Origin of the sequence: Geobacillus thermodenitrificans subsp. thermodenitrificans DSM 465, from assembly GCF_000496575.1 — a bacterium.
In the GTDB taxonomy this organism is placed as follows: Bacteria; Bacillota; Bacilli; order Bacillales; family Anoxybacillaceae; genus Geobacillus; species Geobacillus thermodenitrificans.
In genome coordinates, this window is sequence record NZ_AYKT01000007.1 from 166,109 (window position 1) to 186,379 (window position 20,271).

Consider the following 20,271-nt stretch of genomic DNA (forward strand, 5'->3'; position numbering starts at 1 on the left):
GCGATAAAGGAATGACAACGATGAATCAATGGCATTTGTTTCTCGCGTTTTTTCGCGTCGGCATGCTCGGGTACGGAGGCGGTCCGTCCTCGATCCCGCTCGTGCGCGCCGAAGTGGTGACAAAATACCGCTGGATGACAGATGAAGAATTCGCCGAGATTTTAGCCATCGCTAACGCCTTGCCTGGTCCGATCGCGACGAAGCTTGCCGGCTATATCGGCTATCGAGTTGGCGGTGCGCTTGGACTCATCAACGCCGTCGTCGCGACGACCGCCCCGACGATTGGGCTGATGATCGTGCTGCTAGCAGTGCTGTCATCGTTGAAAGACACGCCATGGGTCGCCGGGATGACCAAAGCGGTTGTCCCCGTTGTCGCTGTCATGCTTGCCGAGATGACGTGGCAGTTCGCCAAACAAGCGCGCGCCGCCCTCGGCATCTGGCCGGCGGCTTTGCTTCTTGTCGCTTGCTTTCTCGCCTTGTGGCGGCTCGGGCTTCATCCGGCGCTGGTGGTCGCCATTTTGCTTGTAGCGGCGTTTGTCGGGCGGGGAAAAACGGAAGCGGCGAACGGAAACGACCGCGGTGAAAGGAAGGTGTCGCCATGATTTACTGGCATTTGTTTCTCGCCTTTTTTTGGCCCGGCATTCTCGGTTATGGCGGTGGCCCGGCCTCGATTCCGCTCGTTGAGCACGAAGTGGTCGACCGCTACCAATGGATGACGGTCAATGAATTCAGTGAAGTGCTGGCGATTGGCAACTCCCTGCCCGGTCCGATCGCGACGAAAATGGCCGGCTATATCGGCTACGAACAAGCCGGTATCCTTGGCGCCGCCGTCGCCGTGTTTGCGAGCGTCGCCCCGTCGCTCATTTTGTTGCTGGCGCTCTTGCGGCTGTTGTACAAATGGAAAGACGCTCCGCAAGTGAAGCGGCTTACCGCCTACATCCGTCCGGCGATTGCCGTCATGCTTGGGATCATGGCGATCGACTTTTTCCGCGAATCGTACGAAGAGGCCGGACTCGGCCAAACGGTGTTTCTCGCCGCTGCCAGCGCCTTTTTGCTGTTTGGTAAATGGCGCGTCCACCCGGCGTACGTCATCGCCTTGGCGCTTGTGTACGGAGCTGTCTTCTTGTCCTAGAGCATGAACCGCCATAACGAAAAGAGGCTTCATGTGTGCGAAGCCTCTTTGTTGTTTAGCAGGGACATCTCTGAAAAACAGCCATATTTCCTTCCATCGATCTCCCTTGAATCAAGAGAGACATCGCGTTCACATGGTTTTTCAGTTTGAGAAGCCGTATGATGACAAGGATGATCTCAAGAAGGATACAACATAGCGTCTAACGACATCATTGAGCATGAGAAGAAGGTTGCCCTGTTGCTTATATGATGGAGATTCATGGTCGGTTCAATCACTAGCTTTCAAAAAGACGAAAAACGACTGAGCATGTGCCATCGGACGGCTGCTGTGTGTCGACGCAAAGAAAAAACGTGCCGATTCATCCATGGCACGTTGTCTATTCCACGGTAAACGTCACTTTCGCCCGAGCGTTCGGCCAGTTTTTGTCGGCGAGCCACCATTCAAGCGTGTACGTCCCTGGCGCTAAGTCACGGAACGTCTCCTGAAAGGACAGCTCTTCGCCTTGCTTGACCGTCCGCTCTTCGTAAATTTGCGCAAACATCTTCCCTTCGCTAAACTGCTTCACCTTTTCCCCATCGCGATACAAAATGTAGTCATATTTTTTCGAGCTGGTGAACGTCACCGTTTGCGTGCGTTCGGTTTGGTTTTGGACCGTAAATGTAAACACGTAGGCGCCGTTTTCTTTTTGATACGTCAATGATGGCGCCAACGTTCCGGCGCTGATTCCTTTTCCGCCTGCTTGAGCCGGTTTGCCCGCCGGCGCAGGGCCAAGCAGATCATCCTTAGCCTGCGAGTGCTCTTGGTCGTTTGTATACATAAACAACGCGCTTGCCGCCGCCACCCCGGCTAGCACTGCGGCAATGCCGATCACTTTTCCTTTGCCCATATTGCCCCTCCTTTTGTCTCTTTATATTATAGTCGTTTCCCCTTTCTCTCTCGTTACAAACCGCAAAAAATTGTGAAAAAACCGTTGTCCGCCTTGATATTTCTGGTATATATGCCCGATTTGTCTAATAAAATGTTACAAATTGAACAGCAATGAGAGTGGTTGAGGTGGGGATCGTTCACAACTGGCAAGCGACGCGACGAAGACGCTTCCGAGACATCCAACGAAAGCGGCGCTCATCTTTGGCAAGACGAGTCTCATTTCACACTTCTCACTTCTCACATCCAACTTAGGGAGGGCGAGTGGTGTGCACGATTACATCAAAGAGCGTACGATCAAGATTGGCAAGTATATCGTGGAGACGAGGAAAACCGTTCGCGTGATCGCGAAAGAGTTTGGCGTGTCGAAAAGCACTGTGCATAAAGACTTGACTGAGCGGCTGCCGGAAATCAATCCGGAGCTGGCCCAAGAAGTAAAACAAATTCTCGATTACCATAAATCGATCCGCCATTTGCGCGGCGGCGAAGCGACGAAGAAAAAGTACAAAAAGCAAGCGGTAAAAAACAATTAACATTTTCCTTGCCATCTGCCATTGACAGTATCATTCCGGCGATGAAATATGGTAAAATAACCAATTAGGAATGATTTCAGGGCAGAGGCAAGGAGGAGCAATGTAATGTTTTCACGAGATATAGGCATTGACCTAGGCACGGCGAACGTCCTTATTTTCGTCAAAGGCAAAGGCATTGTGCTCAATGAGCCGTCCGTCGTGGCGATCGATAAAAACACGAACAAAGTGCTGGCAGTCGGCGAAGAAGCACGACGAATGGTCGGACGTACCCCTGGGAATATTGTTGCCATTCGGCCGCTCAAAGACGGCGTCATTGCCGATTTTGATATTACAGAAGCGATGCTGAAGCACTTTTTAAGCAAGCTCGACCTAAAAGGCTTTTTCGCCAAGCCGCGCATTTTGATTTGTTGCCCGACGAACACGACATCTGTGGAACGAAAAGCGATCAAAGAGGCAGCGGAAAAAAGCGGCGGCAAAAAAGTGTACTTAGAGGAAGAGCCAAAAGTCGCAGCCATTGGCGCTGGAATGGACATTTTCCAGCCGTGCGGAAACATGGTCGTCGATATTGGCGGTGGCACCACCGATGTCGCGGTTCTCTCGATGGGGGACATTGTCACCGCCTCTTCCATTAAGATGGCCGGGGACAAGTTCGACATGGAGATTTTAAATTACATTAAGCGCGAATATAAGCTGCTCATCGGGGAACGAACGGCCGAGGAAATTAAAATCAAAGTCGCAACGGTATTCCCAGGCGCACGGACCGAAGAAATCGACGTCCGCGGCCGCGATCTCGTCACCGGGTTGCCGCGCACGATCACCGTTCGTTCAGAAGAAATCGAACGGGCGCTTCGCGAGCCGGTGTCTTTAATTGTACAAGCCGCCAAGAGTGTGCTTGAGCGCACACCGCCAGAACTGTCGGCGGATATCATCGACCGTGGTGTCATTTTAACGGGCGGCGGCGCGCTGCTTCATGGCATCGATCTGCTGTTGGCCGAAGAGCTGAAGCTGCCGGTGTTTATCGCTGAAAATCCGATGGACTGCGTCGCCATTGGCACCGGACTGATGCTTGAGAACATCGACCGCGCGCCGAAAACACAGTTCGTTTGACCGTTTGCCGCCAGCGGCGACCGAAAAGTCTATGTGAAAAAAGGAAAGGCGGGGGATGCGGTGGCCGCTTCTGCCCGCCTATAATGTAGGAAGAGACAGAAACCGCCGCTGCCTCGAGCCAGCAGCGGTTTTTGGAAAAAATCGTGCCTTTAAGCACGGAGAGGAATGGAAATGCGATCGCCTGAATGAAGGTGGATCGTTCATCATGACAGGTCATGATTCTATGGCAATGGCCAACGATGGGACAAGCGAGGTGATCGTCATGTTGAGGGGACTGTATACAGCTGCGAGCGGCATGCTGGCGCAACAACGGCGGGTCGATTGGCTCACAAACAATCTGGCAAACGCCGAAACGCCAGGGTATAAAGCCGACGCAGGAGCGATGAGAGCATTTCCGGAACTGTTGATGAACCGGCTCGAGGACGAGTCGATTCCATCCGCCCCACCGCGCGCCGTCCCCACGCAAACCGCGATCGGGCTGCTCAACACAGGCGTATATACACAAGAGCTCATCCCGAACTTTCGACAAGGGGATATCAAAGAAACAGGGCTCTCCACCGATGTCGCCTTAGTGGATGGACAAGTCCCGGTCGACCCGACAACTGGGGAGCGCGGTACGCTCTTTTTTGCTGTCGAAAACGACCAAGGGGAGACTCGCTACACGAGAAACGGTCATTTCACACTGAGCCCGGACGACTACTTAACGACGCAAGACGGCTGGTATGTGTTGGATGGCAACGGCGAACGCATCGCTATCCCGAGCGAATCGTTCACCGTTCGCGATGACGGGACGATTACGGCGGAAAACAGAACGATCGCCCGCTTAGGCGTCGTATTCGCCGCCAATCCGAAAACGGTAGTGAAGGAAGGGAACGGCTTATTCCGCAGCACTGACGGTCCATTGCCGCAGGCGCCAGGCAATGTGACGTATATGGTCAAACAGGGCTTCATCGAGCGATCCAACGTCGACATCGAACGGACGATGACCGACTTGCTCGCCGCCTATCGCGCCTTTGAAGCGAACCAAAAAATCATCCAAGCGTACGACCGCAGTTTAGACAAGGCCGTCAATGAAGTCGGCCGCTTGAAATGATAAAAGGGGGACAAGCTCATGCTCCGCTCGATGCACACCGCCGCCAACACGATGAACGCGTTGCAACAGCGGCTCGATACACTAAGCCATAACATCGTCAACAGCAACACCACCGGATTTAAACGGCGCGAAGCGAGTTTTGCTGAGCTGTTGACCCAGCAAGTCGACCGCCTGCCGGATGACGAAGCGCCCCGCCAAACACCAGCTGGCGTGCGCTACAGCAACGGGGCGGGCCTTGCTTCGACGATGCTTGTCACCGCTCAAGGGCCGCTCACCGAGACTGGTCGTGCACTCGATTTCGCTTTCACCGCTGCCAACCAATGGTTTCGCGTTCGAGTCACCGATGGCAACGGCGTCGCAACGATCGGTTACACTCGCGCTGGCAACTTTTCATTGACGCCCATAGGCGATCGTCTTGCTCTTGTGACAAGCGATGGTCGCCCAGTGCTTGATGAAACGAACGCGCCCATCGAGCTGCCGGCTCATGCGACCGGCTTTCAACTGTCCCCGACCGGGACGTTGACGGCCACCGATGCTAACGGCGCGGTTGTCGCCCGCGTCAACCTAGGCGTCACTGTCATCCGCCGCCCGCAGCTCCTTGAAGCATTGGGGGACAATGTCTTCACGCTTCCCACTGCCCCAGGTGCCACTCAGGAGCTGAACGGCAACTTGCGCAGCCAAATCGCGATGAAACAAGGGGCGCTCGAACAGTCCAATGTGGACCTTGGTGAAGAACTGATCGGTTTGATGGCGACAACTCGCGCCTATCAGCTGAACGCCCGCGCCATTTCCATTTCTGAACAAATGCTCGGGCTCATTAACAATTTGCGCTCCTCATAAGGAGAGATCGACATGAGCAATGAAACGAAAAACGAACCGCTCTCCCGCGTCGCGCGGCGAAAGGAGCGAGAACAACAACGTTCCGCCAAACGCGCACTCGACGACGCAGCCGCTTCCTTGCATGAAGAACAGCCAACGGAAGTGAACGAACCGCCATCCGAAGCCGAACCGACAGAGGGAAAACGCCGCTTCGTGCGCGCGCGGCTCATTTCGATCTGGCTTCGGCTCGTGATCGTCATCGTTCTCATGGCCATTTGCCTCGCGACGGGAGCGGTCGTCGGCTACAGCGCCCTTGGCGATGGAGAATGGCTCGACGTGTTCCGCCTGTCAACGTGGCAACACATCCTTGACGTTGTGGAAAAAGGAACATAGAAACTGAGCGGCTTGCCGCAGAACATCAACATTCTTGACTCTAATGGAAAGGAGTGTCGCTATGCTCGACATCCAACAAATTCAAGCGATCATCCCGCACCGTTATCCGTTTTTGCTTGTCGACCGCATTCTTGAAATCGAAGAAGGCAAACGCGCGGTCGGCATCAAAAACGTGAGCGCCAACGAATCGTTTTTCGCCGGCCATTTCCCGGAATACCCGGTGATGCCCGGTGTTCTCATCGTCGAGGCGCTCGCCCAAGTCGGCGCTGTCGTCCTCCTGCAAAGTGAGGAAAACCGCGGTCGCCTCGCCTTTTTCGCCGGCATCGACAACTGCCGCTTTAAAAAGCAAGTCCAACCAGGCGACCAACTCCGCCTCGAAGTCGAAATTCTCCGCGCTCGTGGCTCCATCGGTAAAGGCAAAGGCGTCGCCACCGTCAACGGCGAACTTGTCTGCGAAACGGAGCTCATGTTCGCCCTAGGCGATAAACCAGCCAACTAACCAACACGCGCCCCGTAAAGGGCGCGTGTTTTTCGTTTCTCCCTCTGAAAAAATCCCTCCCAATTGCCAGCATGCATGAAATGTGTGTTTCTGGGAAAGATAAACAAGGACCGGTCTTACATAAGGTCACAACAACACGCAGAAAGGGGAAGGTACAATGAAAAACAAAGCGGTGCTGTTCAAACTGTTCAGCGCTGTCGTCGCCCTCTTTTTAGCGGCGGGATGCAATGTGGACCGTGACAACGACAATCCGCCGCCGCCAAACAACGAACAGAATGATATCAATAACGGTGATCGCAATGACATGGACATGAACCCGGCCGATGACATTAACCAAAACGATAATGTCGACAACGACAAAGACAATGACGGTATCCCGGACAACCGCGATGCCGATTTGAACGACAATCAAAATGACCAATTGCCTCCAGGCGTTGACACGAATAATGGACCGGGCGATGACGAACGCGACGCCGTTCCGGACCGCGAAGACCCGATTGAAGACCCGCAAGACGTCAACGACCGCAATAACAAAGATCAATAACAAAAAAAGGCTGCCGAGCAGGCGGCCTTTTTTCTGGTGTAAATTAACGGCAATTTCTTCTAGATATGTTTGCCCATCTTCGATATAATGGTTTATGTGTGTAAATGGATCACAACTTAGAGGGAAATAGGGGGTACACAATGGAAGAAACTATTAGCCTGCGCGAATTGTTTGAGACATTACGCAAACGGCTTTGGCTAATCGTCTTGATCACGGCGCTTGCGACGGTGGTGAGCGGTGTGGTCAGTTATTTTCTATTGACGCCGATTTATCAAGCGTCAACCCAAATTCTTGTTAACCAAGCCAAATCCGAGCAGCAGATGTACAACGTTGGCGAAATCCAAACGAACTTGCAGCTCATTAACACATACAGTGTCATCATTAAAAGCCCGACGATTTTGGAAAAAGTGAAAGGTGAATTGCAGCTTGACCAGACGTTGGACGAACTGAACGAACAAATTCAAGTCTCAAGCGAAAAAGACTCCCAAGTGTTCTCTGTCACCGTCCAAGATCCGGATCCCGCCATGGCGGCCAAGATCGCCAATAAAACGGCTGAAGTGTTCAAAAACGAAATCGTCAAAATTATGAACATTGACAACGTGACAATTCTCTCGAAAGCGGAAGTGAAAGAAGATCAAACCCCAGTGAAACCGAAGCCGCTTCTCAATATGGCCATCGCCTTCGTCGTCGGCCTCATGACCGGTGTTGGACTTGCCTTCCTGCTAGAGTACTTGGATAACACGATCAAAACCGAAGCCGATGTCGAAAAGCACCTCGGCTTGCCGGTTCTCGGTTCGATCAGCGTCATGTCACCATCGACAGCGAAAACAACAAGAACCGGTTTAAGCATGCAACGAGCAAGGGGGGAGACTGTTGGCCGCTAAAAAACGTAAAAAATTTCAAAAAGCAGAGCGAAACTTAATCACCTTTGACGATCCGAAATCGCCGATCTCTGAACAATATCGGACGATTCGGACGAACATCCAGTTTTCGTTCATCGACGAACCGCTTCGGTCATTGATGGTTACCTCTTCCGCCCCGTCGGAAGGGAAATCGACAACGGCTGCCAACTTAGCCGTTGTGTTCGCCCAGCAAGGAAAAAAGACGCTGCTTGTTGACGCTGACTTGCGCAAACCGACCGTTCATTATACGTTTCGCCTGAACAACTATGCCGGATTGACAAGCGTATTGACAAACGCTTCCCCACTGTCGTCCGCTTTACAGGATACGTCTGTCGAGAACTTGACTGTATTAACAGCTGGACCGATTCCGCCGAATCCGGCCGAACTGCTCAGTTCCAAAATGATGGACCGTCTCCTACGTGAGCTGAACGAGATGTACGATCTTGTCATCTTTGATACTCCGCCTGTCTTGGCGGTAACGGATGCGCAAATTTTAGCGAACAAATGCGATTGTACGGTGTTAGTTGTCTCGAGCGGCAACACCGAAACCGACGCTGCTGTTAAAGCGAAAGAACTGCTTGAAGCTGCCAATGCGAAACTCGTCGGTGTGGTCTTGAACCAACGGAAGCAGCGTGAAGGTAGCGGTTATTACCAGTATCAATACAAATAACAGACGGCTTCCCCGGTGCGGGAAGCCGTTCGCATGATAGAAAAAAAGGGGGAGGAAGGAAAAGTGAGAAACGTACTATTGGCGATGTTTGGGACCGTTGCCTGCCTTGCTTTTATCTTGGGGAGCCATCTGTATTGGGAGAACAAAGTGGCTAAAGTGGTGAAAGAAGCGAGGACAGAAACAGGTGTAGCCGCTGAATCCGGACAAGCGGATGAAAGTGTGAACCCGATTGTGGCGCGCATGAAACGGTTGCCTGCTGACGCCCAAGCGGCCATCAAACGAGCTGTCGAAGAAAATCGCCCGATCCGTCTCGTCATTGCTGGTTCCGAATCAACACCGGAGAAAGGCGGCTGGCCCGACTTATTGAAACAGGCCCTAGACGAAGCATACGGGGAAGGGGCGTTCCAAATCATCGTCCATGAATATGAAGGGTTGACGACCGCCGACGCTGACAGGCAGCGCATCGCCGCCGACTGGGCGAATGACAAACCTGATCTTGTCTTGCTTGAACCATTTTTGTTAAATGATAACGGCGTCATTGTCATCGATGATACGCTCGATCATATTGAGTCGATCATCGGCCAACTCAAATCTGCCGCTCCTGATGCGGTCGTGATCTTGCAGCCGCCCAACCCGATTTACAACGCTACATACTATCCAAAACAAGTTGAAGAGCTCAAAGCATTCGCTACAGAAAACCATTATGCTTACTTCGACCATTGGCCTGCGTGGCCCGACTACAAAAGCGAGGAAATCGATCAATACGTCGATCCAGAAAGCGACCTCCCGACTACGGAAGGTGCTAAACGATGGGCGGAGGCGCTGGCCGAATATTTCATTGCCCAATAAAAGACGCGCACCCCAATCGAGTGCGCGTTATGTTTATCGTGATGCTGTCGCTGATAGCTCTAAATGTTCTTTTAACTCATTCGAAATCGCCGTCCGCTCGCTGTCTGGTACGAGTAAATAATAGATGCCGTTAATTTTCGTCCCTTGGCCGGTAATGTGCAGCTGCTTAATTTGCTTGCGGGCGTCTTTGTAATTCGCCTGAATCTCTTTCATGTCCTCAAATGTCAAGTTCGTCTTAATGTTCTTCCCGATCGCGGCGAGTACATCACTATAGTTCGTGAGTGATGAGAAGCTTGCGCCTTTCTCAATAATGGCTTGAATGATTTGTTTTTGGCGGTCTTGACGTCCGAAATCGCCACGCGGGTCATCATAACGCATGCGCGAATATTTCAACGCCTCTTCCCCGTTTAGCGTAATTTCCCCTTTCGGGAAGTGTGTTCCTTCATACGTAAAGGCAAACGGGTTGTTCACTGTTACCCCGCCGACCGCATCGACAATATCGCGAAAGCTTTCCATATTGACTTTAATGTAATAATCGATCGGGATATCTAGGAAGTGCTCGACCGTCGCCATCGTCATCTCGACCCCACCAAAGGCGTACGAGTGATTGATTTTATCTTGCATTCCTTTACCGATGATCTCCGTTCTCGTATCGCGCGGCACGCTCACCATCTCAATCGATTGCTTGTTCGGATTGACTGTCAAGACGATAAGCGTATCGGCGCGTCCTTTATCCCCTTTTCGCTCATCGACGCCCATTAACAAAATCGAAATCGGCGTTTTCCGCTCAAACGATACTTCTTCTTGGCGCTTTTCCGACTTCCAGTTCACTTTTTCATGCATTTCGTTCGCCGTTTGTTTGAGGTTATGGTAGACAGAATACGCGAACACTCCGGAGCCGATGATAAGCAATGCGACGATGATCCCAACCCAGCGCAGCCATTTTCGTTTTTTACGTCGTTTTGCTCTCATATTCAACCTTCTTTCAATTGTAAAATCCATCATTATGATTATAGTTTGTTTTCCTTGGTGAAACAACTAGCATAATGTGTGAACTTGTCAATTTTTAGCGAATGATGTCCATTTTAACCCACAAGTACAAACAAATATCGTCAATAAAAGGGTCTTCTCGACACAATTCGGCAAAAAATACGATTGATATGACAAATCTACTATGTTATGATTATTGATGTTTAAGAGATTGGAAAAACGAAGGAAAAGGAGTAGATGGCGATGGTTGATATCCATAGCCACATTTTGCCAGGTATCGACGACGGAGCACAAACGATGGACGAGGCCATCGCCATGGCGAAAGCGGCGGTGGATGAAGGCATTACAACGATCATCGCCACTCCCCATCACCATAACGGAAAATACAACAATCCATCAACAACCGTCACCGCTGCTGTCCGCCAACTGAACGAACAACTCGAACACCACCACATTCCGCTAACTGTACTCACAGGTCAAGAAATCCGTATTCATGGCGATTTTCTAGAAAACTGGGAACAGGGTGACATACTTTCGCTTTGCGGGGAAACGCCGTACATCTTGATCGAGTTTCCGTCCGACCACGTTCCTCGCTACGCGAACCAGTTGCTGTTTGAGTTGCAGCTAAAAGGACTTACCCCGGTCATTGCCCATCCGGAACGGAACGCCGAAATCATCGAAAAGCCGGATCGGTTGTACGAGCTCGTCCAAAAAGGTGTTCTTACCCAAGTGACCGCCGCCAGCGTTGCGGGTCGATTCGGGAAAAACATTCAGAAGTTTTCCATGCAGCTGATTGAGGCGAACTGGGCGCATTTGATTGCCTCCGATGCTCATAATCTCACGAGCCGCTCTTTCCAAATGCGAGCGGCCTACGATGTTATCAATCGAGAATTTGGTCTCGATGCCGTCTATTTCTTCCAAGAAAACGCCGAACTGCTCGTTAACGGACAAACCGTATACTGTGACGAGCCGGTGCGAATCAAAAAGAAAAAGTTTCTAGGTCTTTTTTAGAAAAATATACCTGAGTTGAAAGCTTAGGTCAATCATTTTATTCCTTTGTTGGTCTGTTTTCCATTTTGATCGGCAAAATGGAAACGGCCTTCTTTTGTTTTTCGGTGATGTCTCCTTACCGTTATCAATGGAGGCACTCGGCCATGCCGTGGGTGGGGACGATGACGGTCCTATCACCTTAGACGCCCGTCGTCGAGGGTGTGGCGTGAGGGCGGGTTAGATGCCCGATCTAACCTTGTTTTCTACACTCATCGATCATGAAACAAAATGGAAGATGCGAAATAAAGTTCCGAGAAGGGACAATTTTTTTATGCCCATGTGCGTCGGCGAATCGGTATCACCCGTGCGGTACCGATTCGCGGGGGTATATGGACCAACAAATACATAGGGGGTTACATTACGTGAAAACAGTACGCAAAGCGATCATTCCAGCGGCGGGCTTAGGGACGCGCTTCCTTCCGGCGACAAAGGCGATGCCGAAGGAGATGCTGCCGATTGTCGATAAGCCGACGATCCAATACATCGTTGAAGAAGCCATCGCCTCAGGAATCGAAGACATCATCATCGTTACCGGAAAAGGAAAACGCGCCATCGAAGATCATTTCGACATTGCGTTTGAACTCGAACAAAACTTAATAGAAAAAGGCAAATACGACTTGCTGGAAAAAGTGAAAGAACCGTCGAAAGTCGACATCCACTACATCCGCCAGAAAGAGCCGAAGGGATTGGGGCATGCTGTCTGGTGTGCAAGGAACTTTATCGGCGACGAACCGTTTGCAGTCTTGCTTGGTGACGATATCGTCCAAGCTGACCCGCCGTGCTTGAAACAGCTCATCGATCAATACGAACAAACGTTGAGCTCCGTCATCGGTGTCAAACAAGTGCCCGATCATGAAACACACCGCTATGGCATCATCGACCCGATTGAACAAAACGGTCGGCGCTACCAAGTGCGCCAATTCGTCGAAAAACCAGCACCCGGTACCGCGCCATCCAACTTAGCCATCATGGGAAGATACATCCTTACACCAGAAATCTTCCTCTTCCTTGAAAAACAAGAAACCGGTGCTGGCGGCGAGATCCAACTCACCGACGCCATTCAAAAGCTGAACGAAATCCAACGCGTCTTTGCCTACGAATTCGAAGGCAAACGCTATGACGTCGGCGAGAAACTCGGATTCATCAAAACGACGATCGAGTTTGCGATGCAAAACGAGGAGTTGCAGAAGGATCTCATTCCGTTTATGGAGCAATTGTTAGAAAGTGTAAAAGAAAAAGCATAGGAGAACATAAGAGAAATAGGGGGATGGAAGTTGGCGAAGCCAGAAGGAATAGCAACAATCGAAGCTACCCAACATCATCGAGTAACCGTCAATGATAAAAAAGGATACTTAATTGCCAAGCGAATCATGGACATCTGCGGGGCGCTCATCGGACTGATTTGCTTATCGTGGCTGTTTCTCATCGTCGCGATTCTCATTAAATTCGAAGATCCGAAAGGTCCCGTTTTTTTTAAACAAGTCCGTGTCGGCAAGGACGGAAAGGAATTTTATATGTACAAATTTCGCTCGATGGTGACGGATGCGGAGGAAAAACTGAAGGAACTGCTAAAGTATAACGAAGTATCCGGTGCTATGTTTAAAATGAAAAACGACCCACGCGTCACGAAAGTCGGCAAAATAATCCGCAAGACAAGCATTGACGAACTGCCGCAATTATGGAATGTATTAAAAGGGGATATGAGCTTAGTCGGCCCAAGGCCACCGCTGCCAAGGGAAGTAGCGCAATATACGGAATATGATAAGCAAAGACTGCTTGTCACTCCAGGATGTACGGGGTTGTGGCAGGTGAGCGGGAGAAATGATTTAGGGTTTCACGAGATGGTGGAGTTGGATTTGAAATATATTCGTGAACGTTCGCTTTTATACGATTTAAAAATTATAATTAAAACGATTAAAGTGATGATTAAGCCGAATAGTGCTTATTAGACGTCCTGTATATGTTATTTCAATGTTTTTACAAACTGTTTATGGGAGCAACTATTTCCTAAGGGTGTTTCAATAGAAATCACATTTTGTTAGGAGAAGTTGCTCCTTTTAGTGTTTTAGAAAGGTATAGCAAACATATAAAATCAAAGAGGAAATCGAAGTATGTTAATAAAACATATCTTTAGTTATTTTATATCTAAGGGATTAACGGGGATACTTACTTTTGTTGGCATTGCTTTATATACTAGGATGCTGACTACAGCAGATTACGGAGAATATGCGTTAATTGTAGCAACAGCAACCCTTATTAATGCGATTTTATTCCAGTGGATACGGTTAGTTTTACTTCGATTTTTATCCAAATATAAAAAAGAAAAGAGTGAGCATCTTTTACTAAGTACATTGTGCGTTAGTTATATAGTAATACTAGTGTTTCTCATCTTTGTCACGGTTTTGATTTCGTTTTTTAAATTAATTTCTTTCCATTTCATAATATCTATACTATTGTTCACTATTTCTCAATCTTTATTTGAAATTGTTTTAGAAATATTGCGTTCTTCTTTATATGCTAATATTTATGGGATACTATCGGTTTTCAAATCAATCATTTCATTAGGAGCATCTCTACTGTTAATCAAAGTTGGGTTAGGTTCAGTTGCGCTTATTATAGGGTCAGTTTTAGGGGCACTTATATCATTGACATTTATATTTATATTGGCGTTTAAAAAACAAAAAGTGAGCATTTCTTTATTAGTTTCTAACGGATTAAGGAATTTTGACTACAAGTTGCTAAAAGAGTTTTTGACCTATGGAATTCCTTTAACGGCCACATTATCCATGTCCTTTATAATCGATCAATCTGATCGATTATTATTAGGGTGGTTTGCAGGTAAGAGTGAGGTAGGGGTCTATTCTGTTGCGTATGATTTAACACAGCAAACTATAATTACTGTGATGATGGTTATTAATTTAGCAGCATATCCTTTATGTGTGAGAGCTTTGGAAACCAAAGGGGTTGAAGCTGCTCGTAAACAAGTGAAGAGTAACGTAACGGCTTTACTTTTGGTCTCTATTCCCTCGATGGTGGGGATGGTTGCGCTGTCTGATAGTGTATCTTCCACTGTATTAGGAAGAGATTTTAGTGAAAAATCGTCAGGTATTGTTTCAGTTATAGCCATTGTTGCATTTTTACAAGGTGTCAAAGTGTATTATTTAGATCATTCATTTCAGCTTGGAAAGAAAACGAATTTGCAATTTTATCCAGTTCTTGTTAGTGGGGTTCTTAATGTTATTTTGAATTTAATTTTGATTCCCTTATATAAAATTCAAGGCGCAGTTTATGCGACCCTAATTTCTTATATCGTTGCTATTTTTTTAAGCTGGAGAATAGGCAAGGGAATTTTTCCACTCCCATTTCCTTTTAAAGATTTTGCTAAAATTGCGATTTGCTCTCTTTTGATGGGGGTACCCCTTTATTTCTTAAACAGTGCTCAAGAAACTTTATATGGGCTTTTATTCAAGATTCTTTTGGGAGCTTTTATTTACTTTATAGCGATATATTCTTTAAATGTTTGGGATATTAAATATCGATTAGGGATTTTTGTGAATAAAACTTCAAAAAATAAACAGGGACTAAGATTGCCTTGAAAAAAGTTTTGTTATTCTAGCTATTATTTGGATAAATTTAGTTAACGGAGTAACGATTATGAGGAAAAAAAAGTTGCTAATTTTAAATTCATTTTATAGTCCTACAGTAATTGGGGGAGCGGAAATTTCTACACAATTATTAGCAGAGGCTTTAACTAAGTATTATGAAGTTTATGTATTAGCTACTGGTGCACAAAGACGAAAGATAGAAGTGGATCACATCAATGGAGTAACTGTTTGCAGAATTCCGTGCTTAAATATCTACTGGCCTGGTGACAAAAAGGATAGGAATATTTTGGCTAAATTGATATGGCATTTATTTAATGTTTGCAATCCTATTCAAAAAAAGGTTTTAGAAAATATAATTAAGCGTATAAACCCTGATATTATACACACCCAGAATCTAATGGGATTAGGAACATACATTTGGGGAATAGCTAACAAATATTCTATACCTGTAGTCCATACATTGAGAGATTATGCCTTGTTTCAACCGGTATCAAATAAATATATAAATAAGATTATAGAAAAAATTAATAGGAAAAGAAGTGGCCAAGCAAGGGCCGTTGTTGGTATATCTGATTACATTTTGAATCAGCATCTAAATAGGGGCTTTTTTAAAGATTCATTTAGTACTTCTATTCATAATGTTGTCAAATCAGAGAGATATCCTAAGAAAATTAGATCAAAAGGGGAACCGCTGATTATAGGGTATTTTGGACAATTGGAAAAAAACAAGGGAGTAGAGTTACTATTCAAAGTCATTAGTGAGCTTGATGCTTCAATTGTAAAAGAAGTAATAATTTGTGGAACAGGTAAAGAGGAAACCAATCTGAAGATACAAGCGAAAAATGATCCACGAATAATTTTTAAAGGCAAGGTATCACATCAACAGGTACAAAAAATAATGGCGCAAGTTGATCTCACAATTGTTCCGTCTATTTGGGAAGAGCCTTTTGGAAGGGTAATAATAGAATCTTATGCACAGGGAACCCCTGTTATTGCCTCGAATATTGGGGGAATCCCTGAAGTTATTTACAAAGAAAGTTATTTGTTTAATCCTAGTAACTCTAAGGAATTAAAAGATAAGATTATCGACTTTTATCATTTAGATCGTAAAGATTTGGAAAGAGAGATAGAGGGTTTAGTTAATTATTCGCAACGATTTAGAGATAATGTTCCGCACTATATTCAAGTTTATAATCGGTTTAGTAGCTAGGATGCTTAATATCAGGTGGATTTTTATTTGATTATTAACAGTGTTGTTAAAGGAGAGATATGATGAAAATCTCAATAATAGGAACTGGTTATGTTGGTTTAGTGACTGGAGTTGCCCTTTCGGAAATTGGTCATAATGTGACCTGCATTGATATAGACAAGCAAAAAGTTGCAGAGATGAAGCAGGGGAGATCTCCCATTTACGAACCAGGTCTAGGCGAACTAATGAAAAAAAATATAGAATGGGGTAGATTGCATTTTACAACAGATTATAAGGAAGGAATTGCTGGGGCTGAAGTAATTTACATTGCTGTTGGAACCCCACAGAAAGAAGATGGATCAGCAGACTTAACTTATATTAAGCAGACTGCGAAGACTGTCGGCGAGTATATTGAGGAAGATGGAGTAATAATAGTTACAAAAAGCACTGTTCCTGTTGGAACAAATGAAAAGGTAAAACAATGGATTAAAGGCAGTATGAAAAAAGAAATACAGTTCGATATTGTTTCAAACCCCGAATTTTTGAGAGAGGGAACTGCGCTTTATGATACATTTCACGGGGATCGTATTGTGATTGGTGCTGAAAATGAGAGGGCTGCTTCAATTATTGAGGAGATTTATAAGCCTCTTGGAATTCCTATCTTTAAGACTGATATAAGAAGTGCTGAAATGATTAAATATGCCTCTAATGCTTTTCTAGCTACCAAAATAAGCTTTATTAACGAAATTGCTAATATTTGTGAAAAAGTCGGTGCCAATATTGATGATGTGGCTTATGGAATGGGGTTAGACAGTCGTATTGGTTCACAGTTTTTAAAGGCGGGGATAGGTTATGGTGGTTCTTGTTTTCCTAAGGACACACGTGCTCTTGTCCAAATTGCGGGGAATGTCCAACATAAATTCGAGTTATTAGAGGCAGTTATTAATGTGAACAATAAACAACAAGTGAAATTAGTTGAAAGGGCAGTTGAAGAGTTAGGCAATTTGAGAGGGAAAAAGGTCGCATTATTAGGATTAGCCTTTAAACCAAATACAGATGATATGCGGGAAGCAGCTTCTATTGCGATTTCAAAACAACTTCTTGAGCATGGGGCGAGCATTAAGGCTTATGATCCAGTGGCAATTGAAAATGCTAAAAAGGTATTACCAAAAGAAATTAACTTTGTAGACACAATCGAAGAAGCTTTGTTAGACGCTGACGTAGCATTTATTTTAACCGAATGGGAGCAAATAAAATCTATTAATCCCAATAAATTTATTGAATTAATGAATGAGCCAGTCATATTTGATGGAAGAAATTGTTTTGATTTAGACTATATGAAACAGTATGCGGTGTGTTATTACTCTATTGGAAGACCAAATATTTTACGAAGTAAAGATAAAGGTATTTTAACTCAATAAATATTAAAAGAAGCTTGCTCTACTATGTGCAAGGCATTTTGGGATAATTTAAATAGTTAAAACGATATTTTGATGTTTAAAAAATTTAGACAAATAAAAGTTAGAAAGAACTGTTCGATCAAGGTATAATTCTTACTAAAGCATATTCCTTAGACGAGACTAAGGTGAATTAATAGTAGTTTGGTTTAAAATCATTACAAACTCATAGATATAGGAATAAACAACGTGTTACCCGTAGTGCTAGTTGAGTCTTAACGCTTAACTAGCTCAAGAACAACAAGCAAGTAAGCTAATAAAATGCTATTCCAGTGCCGTTTCAAATCCAGAAATTGAGTTTGCTCTAATCTGAGTGATTCGATACGAATCATCTAAAATCGAAAACACGGTTTCAATGACTTTGTTTTTTCGCTTCATCCATTGTTTCCATACGTCAGAGTGGCAATTCGCTGATTTTTTCGAACCAGTGTCCAAAAAGTGACAAAAACCAACTTAGTGTTCTTCGTACAGCTTCTTTTGCAGTTTTGGGGTGATATATCCTTTGTCATTGAGGTTATACGGATGTGGAATTTGCATTATAAAGGCTCTAACAGCCACTAGGTTGTGACCAGAAATTTTGATGACGACATATCCCATAGGAAGCCTTTATTCGGTGACCTCAGGTGAAGTTTCAACCCATAAGAAAAGTGATCCCTGTGGAAGCATAATAGTTAATATCGGTGATTCCATGAAACTGTTTGACGCGATACATTTGAGATGAATGACATAACTCGATCGGTAAGCTGTTTACAATGATGAACCGTAATGATGCAGCCTTGGATTCTTTGAAGCAATGGAAGAGGCATTTTGCGTTAGGTGACGCCGTTTGTGACAGTAAAAACATGAGACAGTGTGTAGGGAACTCTAACATTCTGTTTCTTTCTCCGATTAAGCCTCGGAACGGCGAGATGCACAAGAATGCTTATGGATGGGGGCCCATCTTTTTGAGAATAGAATTAGAGAAATGACTCTTTTGGATTTTGCTGAGAGATGGAGCAAGTATTTAACTATTTGAAAAATCATAGACTTGAATAGCTGCGGTGGTATGAATTCAATGAATCGTTTTGTATAATTATGCTATATTATGAGCTTTTAATCTGATTTTGCAACCCCCTCATCATATATGTATGTGTTGTAATTTAGGAAAAGAAGGCGATAAACTTGCTAATCATTGGGGAAACATATAAAACAGCTAGATATAAAAAACTAACTTGGTTCCGTTTATCTTTATCTTTTTTCTTGATTTATGCTTCTGTGTATGGTGGGACTGTGTCCTTATTTACTGAAAATATGATAATGCGTTCCACAAAAGAATTTTTTTTAGTTTTATTAATTGTATATGCATTTTGGGATTTTTTATTAACTAAAGATAAACAACAAAGCATTGTAAAAACTTTATTATTTTTTATCTTGTTATTTATTACTATTATAGGATCATTAGGTGTTCTGGAAAGTGGAGATTGGGTTTCTTATGCTTATGGAATTAAAATTACTATATTACCTATGAGCGCTATTTTCATAGGATTTCTTCTGAAAAAGTATGATGTTAAAATTGATAAAACATTACTTTTTATCTATGTTCTTATTATTTTGGGGTGGGTAGTGCAGTATAACTTAGGCTTAGATCGTTTACTAGCGATGGGATTTGAATATGGTGTAAACGTTAAACATTTTAATTCAAATATTTTAAGATTACCATCCTTAGTAGGAGCGCCAGATGCTTATGCATTTTTGCTTTGTATTTTGGGGATATCCTTAGAAACTAGTGATTCATTTAGTAACCGAAAAATGACGAAGTGGTTAATCAAAGGAACAACCTTGTTGTTTTTATTACTTGCAACTATTAGATCAGCGATTTTATTATGGACTATCTGTCAAGCATTCCTGTTCTTTAGATCGGTAAGAATATTACCAGCAAAAAAACAACTCTTACTTTTGTCATTTGGTTCCTTTGTTGTAGCTATTGTTCCTATTGCTTTGTTGTTTTTCTTAAGTAAATCTACATTAGCATCTAGTTCTTCTTTTAAAGAACGTTTATCACACTGGAGTGATTATCTCCAATCTGTATTTACCAGTGAGGGGCTTATAGGTTATGGTTTAGGAACGGTTGGAGCAGCTAGTCGAAGAATTTCTGAATTAGGTTATCAATCTTATGATTACGCAGTAGATAATCAGTACATTGCCTTTTACGAACAAATCGGGATGATTGGCTGTCTATTACTGATATTATTAGCTATGATTATTGTTAAGAATATATTAATAAATAACCAAGTGTATTTAAAGTTTTCGTTAGTTATCCTTCCTTTATTTGTTGGAACGCTCATTTCTTGTTATTTTACTAATGTATTGGAAATATATCCGTTTAATGTTATTTTTTGGGTTATGATAGGTTATGGTATGGGAAATTACCCTATAATCCATGATGATGTAAAAGGAGAATATAAATAAAAGGGACTTGAGCTTGAACGTGTTGCAAAGTAGACTATGCATAAGTAAACATAAAAGTTTATTTACT

At 45.0% G+C, this 20,271-nt stretch carries 21 protein-coding genes and 1 pseudogene; 19 read left to right on the top strand and 3 right to left on the bottom strand.

The window, feature by feature from the left end; translation table 11 throughout:
- The first annotated feature begins 20 nt into the window (after nucleotides 1–20).
- Both DSM465_RS0108875 and DSM465_RS0108880 read left to right on the top strand, forming a co-directional pair.
- Nucleotides 21–602 carry a chromate transporter gene (locus DSM465_RS0108875; protein WP_011888380.1) on the top strand — a complete coding sequence of 194 codons (582 nt, stop codon included), beginning with the start codon at nucleotides 21–23 and terminating at the stop codon, nucleotides 600–602.
- Nucleotides 599–1,132: a chromate transporter gene (locus tag DSM465_RS0108880; protein WP_011888379.1), complete on the top strand. Its 534-nt coding sequence runs from the start codon at nucleotides 599–601 to the stop codon at nucleotides 1,130–1,132. Before DSM465_RS0108875 ends, DSM465_RS0108880 begins: the two co-directional genes overlap by 4 nt.
- Before the next feature lie 376 nt (nucleotides 1,133–1,508).
- Here the strand turns inward: DSM465_RS0108880 and DSM465_RS0108885 are convergent, their stop codons facing one another.
- Nucleotides 1,509–2,018 carry a BsuPI-related putative proteinase inhibitor gene (locus DSM465_RS0108885; protein ID WP_011888378.1) on the bottom strand — a complete coding sequence of 170 codons (510 nt, stop codon included), beginning with the start codon at nucleotides 2,016–2,018 and terminating at the stop codon, nucleotides 1,509–1,511.
- A 307-nt stretch (nucleotides 2,019–2,325) separates the two neighbouring features.
- Between DSM465_RS0108885 and spoIIID the strand changes: the two genes are divergently transcribed.
- From spoIIID to DSM465_RS0108935, 10 genes are all read left to right on the top strand, one after another.
- Entirely contained in the window at nucleotides 2,326–2,589 is a 264-nt protein-coding gene (gene spoIIID / locus DSM465_RS0108890) for a sporulation transcriptional regulator SpoIIID (protein WP_008880665.1), read from the top strand.
- A 105-nt stretch (nucleotides 2,590–2,694) separates the two neighbouring features.
- The gene (mreB, locus tag DSM465_RS0108895; RefSeq protein ID WP_008880664.1) at nucleotides 2,695–3,696 is read left to right on the top strand and encodes a rod shape-determining protein; all 1,002 of its coding nucleotides are present in this window, start codon (nucleotides 2,695–2,697) and stop codon (nucleotides 3,694–3,696) included.
- Between the two features lie 262 nt (nucleotides 3,697–3,958).
- Entirely contained in the window at nucleotides 3,959–4,789 is an 831-nt protein-coding gene (locus tag DSM465_RS0108900; RefSeq protein WP_029761128.1) for a flagellar hook-basal body protein, read from the top strand.
- 18 nt (nucleotides 4,790–4,807) lie between these two features.
- A complete protein-coding gene (locus DSM465_RS0108905) occupies nucleotides 4,808–5,629 on the top strand; it encodes a flagellar hook-basal body protein (protein ID WP_029761133.1) in 822 nt (273 codons plus the stop codon).
- Nucleotides 5,630–5,641: 12 nt separating this feature from the next.
- On the top strand, nucleotides 5,642–6,001 hold the full coding sequence (locus DSM465_RS0108910; protein WP_011888375.1) for a DNA-directed RNA polymerase subunit beta: 360 nt from the start codon (nucleotides 5,642–5,644) through the stop codon (nucleotides 5,999–6,001).
- Nucleotides 6,002–6,062: 61 nt separating this feature from the next.
- Nucleotides 6,063–6,500: a 3-hydroxyacyl-ACP dehydratase FabZ gene (fabZ, locus tag DSM465_RS0108915; RefSeq protein WP_011888374.1), complete on the top strand. Its 438-nt coding sequence runs from the start codon at nucleotides 6,063–6,065 to the stop codon at nucleotides 6,498–6,500.
- A 157-nt stretch (nucleotides 6,501–6,657) separates the two neighbouring features.
- Nucleotides 6,658–7,044, top strand: coding sequence for a hypothetical protein (locus tag DSM465_RS0108920; protein WP_011888373.1), 387 nt, complete (start codon nucleotides 6,658–6,660; stop codon nucleotides 7,042–7,044).
- Nucleotides 7,045–7,184: 140 nt separating this feature from the next.
- Nucleotides 7,185–7,928 (top strand): YveK family protein, encoded by a 744-nt coding sequence (locus tag DSM465_RS0108925; RefSeq protein WP_011888372.1) that lies wholly within the window; start codon nucleotides 7,185–7,187, stop codon nucleotides 7,926–7,928.
- On the top strand, nucleotides 7,918–8,616 hold the full coding sequence (locus DSM465_RS0108930; protein ID WP_011888371.1) for a CpsD/CapB family tyrosine-protein kinase: 699 nt from the start codon (nucleotides 7,918–7,920) through the stop codon (nucleotides 8,614–8,616). The genes DSM465_RS0108925 and DSM465_RS0108930 overlap by 11 nt, the downstream gene beginning before the upstream one ends.
- A gap of 33 nt (nucleotides 8,617–8,649) precedes the next feature.
- A complete protein-coding gene (locus DSM465_RS0108935; RefSeq protein WP_011888370.1) occupies nucleotides 8,650–9,465 on the top strand; it encodes an SGNH/GDSL hydrolase family protein in 816 nt (271 codons plus the stop codon).
- Between the two features lie 33 nt (nucleotides 9,466–9,498).
- Here the strand turns inward: DSM465_RS0108935 and tagU are convergent, their stop codons facing one another.
- Entirely contained in the window at nucleotides 9,499–10,437 is a 939-nt protein-coding gene (gene tagU / locus DSM465_RS0108940; RefSeq protein ID WP_029761136.1) for a polyisoprenyl-teichoic acid--peptidoglycan teichoic acid transferase TagU, read from the bottom strand.
- A 261-nt stretch (nucleotides 10,438–10,698) separates the two neighbouring features.
- Between tagU and DSM465_RS0108945 the strand changes: the two genes are divergently transcribed.
- From DSM465_RS0108945 to DSM465_RS0108970, 6 genes are all read left to right on the top strand, one after another.
- The gene (locus tag DSM465_RS0108945; RefSeq protein ID WP_011888368.1) at nucleotides 10,699–11,466 is read left to right on the top strand and encodes a tyrosine-protein phosphatase; all 768 of its coding nucleotides are present in this window, start codon (nucleotides 10,699–10,701) and stop codon (nucleotides 11,464–11,466) included.
- 401 nt (nucleotides 11,467–11,867) lie between these two features.
- Nucleotides 11,868–12,749 carry a UTP--glucose-1-phosphate uridylyltransferase GalU gene (gene galU, locus DSM465_RS0108950; RefSeq protein ID WP_029761138.1) on the top strand — a complete coding sequence of 294 codons (882 nt, stop codon included), beginning with the start codon at nucleotides 11,868–11,870 and terminating at the stop codon, nucleotides 12,747–12,749.
- A gap of 30 nt (nucleotides 12,750–12,779) precedes the next feature.
- Nucleotides 12,780–13,454, top strand: coding sequence for a sugar transferase (locus DSM465_RS0108955; protein WP_029761139.1), 675 nt, complete (start codon nucleotides 12,780–12,782; stop codon nucleotides 13,452–13,454).
- Nucleotides 13,455–13,616: 162 nt separating this feature from the next.
- Entirely contained in the window at nucleotides 13,617–15,101 is a 1,485-nt protein-coding gene (locus tag DSM465_RS0108960; RefSeq protein WP_029761141.1) for an oligosaccharide flippase family protein, read from the top strand.
- Nucleotides 15,102–15,159: 58 nt separating this feature from the next.
- Entirely contained in the window at nucleotides 15,160–16,320 is a 1,161-nt protein-coding gene (locus DSM465_RS0108965) for a glycosyltransferase family 4 protein (RefSeq protein WP_029761142.1), read from the top strand.
- A gap of 62 nt (nucleotides 16,321–16,382) precedes the next feature.
- The gene (locus tag DSM465_RS0108970) at nucleotides 16,383–17,720 is read left to right on the top strand and encodes a UDP-glucose dehydrogenase family protein (RefSeq protein ID WP_029761143.1); all 1,338 of its coding nucleotides are present in this window, start codon (nucleotides 16,383–16,385) and stop codon (nucleotides 17,718–17,720) included.
- A 251-nt stretch (nucleotides 17,721–17,971) separates the two neighbouring features.
- On the opposite strand, the pseudogene DSM465_RS18250 reads toward DSM465_RS0108970, so the two are convergent.
- A pseudogene (locus DSM465_RS18250) lies at nucleotides 17,972–18,516 on the bottom strand (IS982 family transposase); the annotation flags it as partial.
- A gap of 401 nt (nucleotides 18,517–18,917) precedes the next feature.
- On the opposite strand from DSM465_RS18250, the gene DSM465_RS0108980 reads away from it, so the two are divergent.
- Entirely contained in the window at nucleotides 18,918–20,204 is a 1,287-nt protein-coding gene (locus tag DSM465_RS0108980; RefSeq protein ID WP_029761144.1) for a hypothetical protein, read from the top strand.
- Nucleotides 20,205–20,271 lie beyond the last annotated feature (67 nt).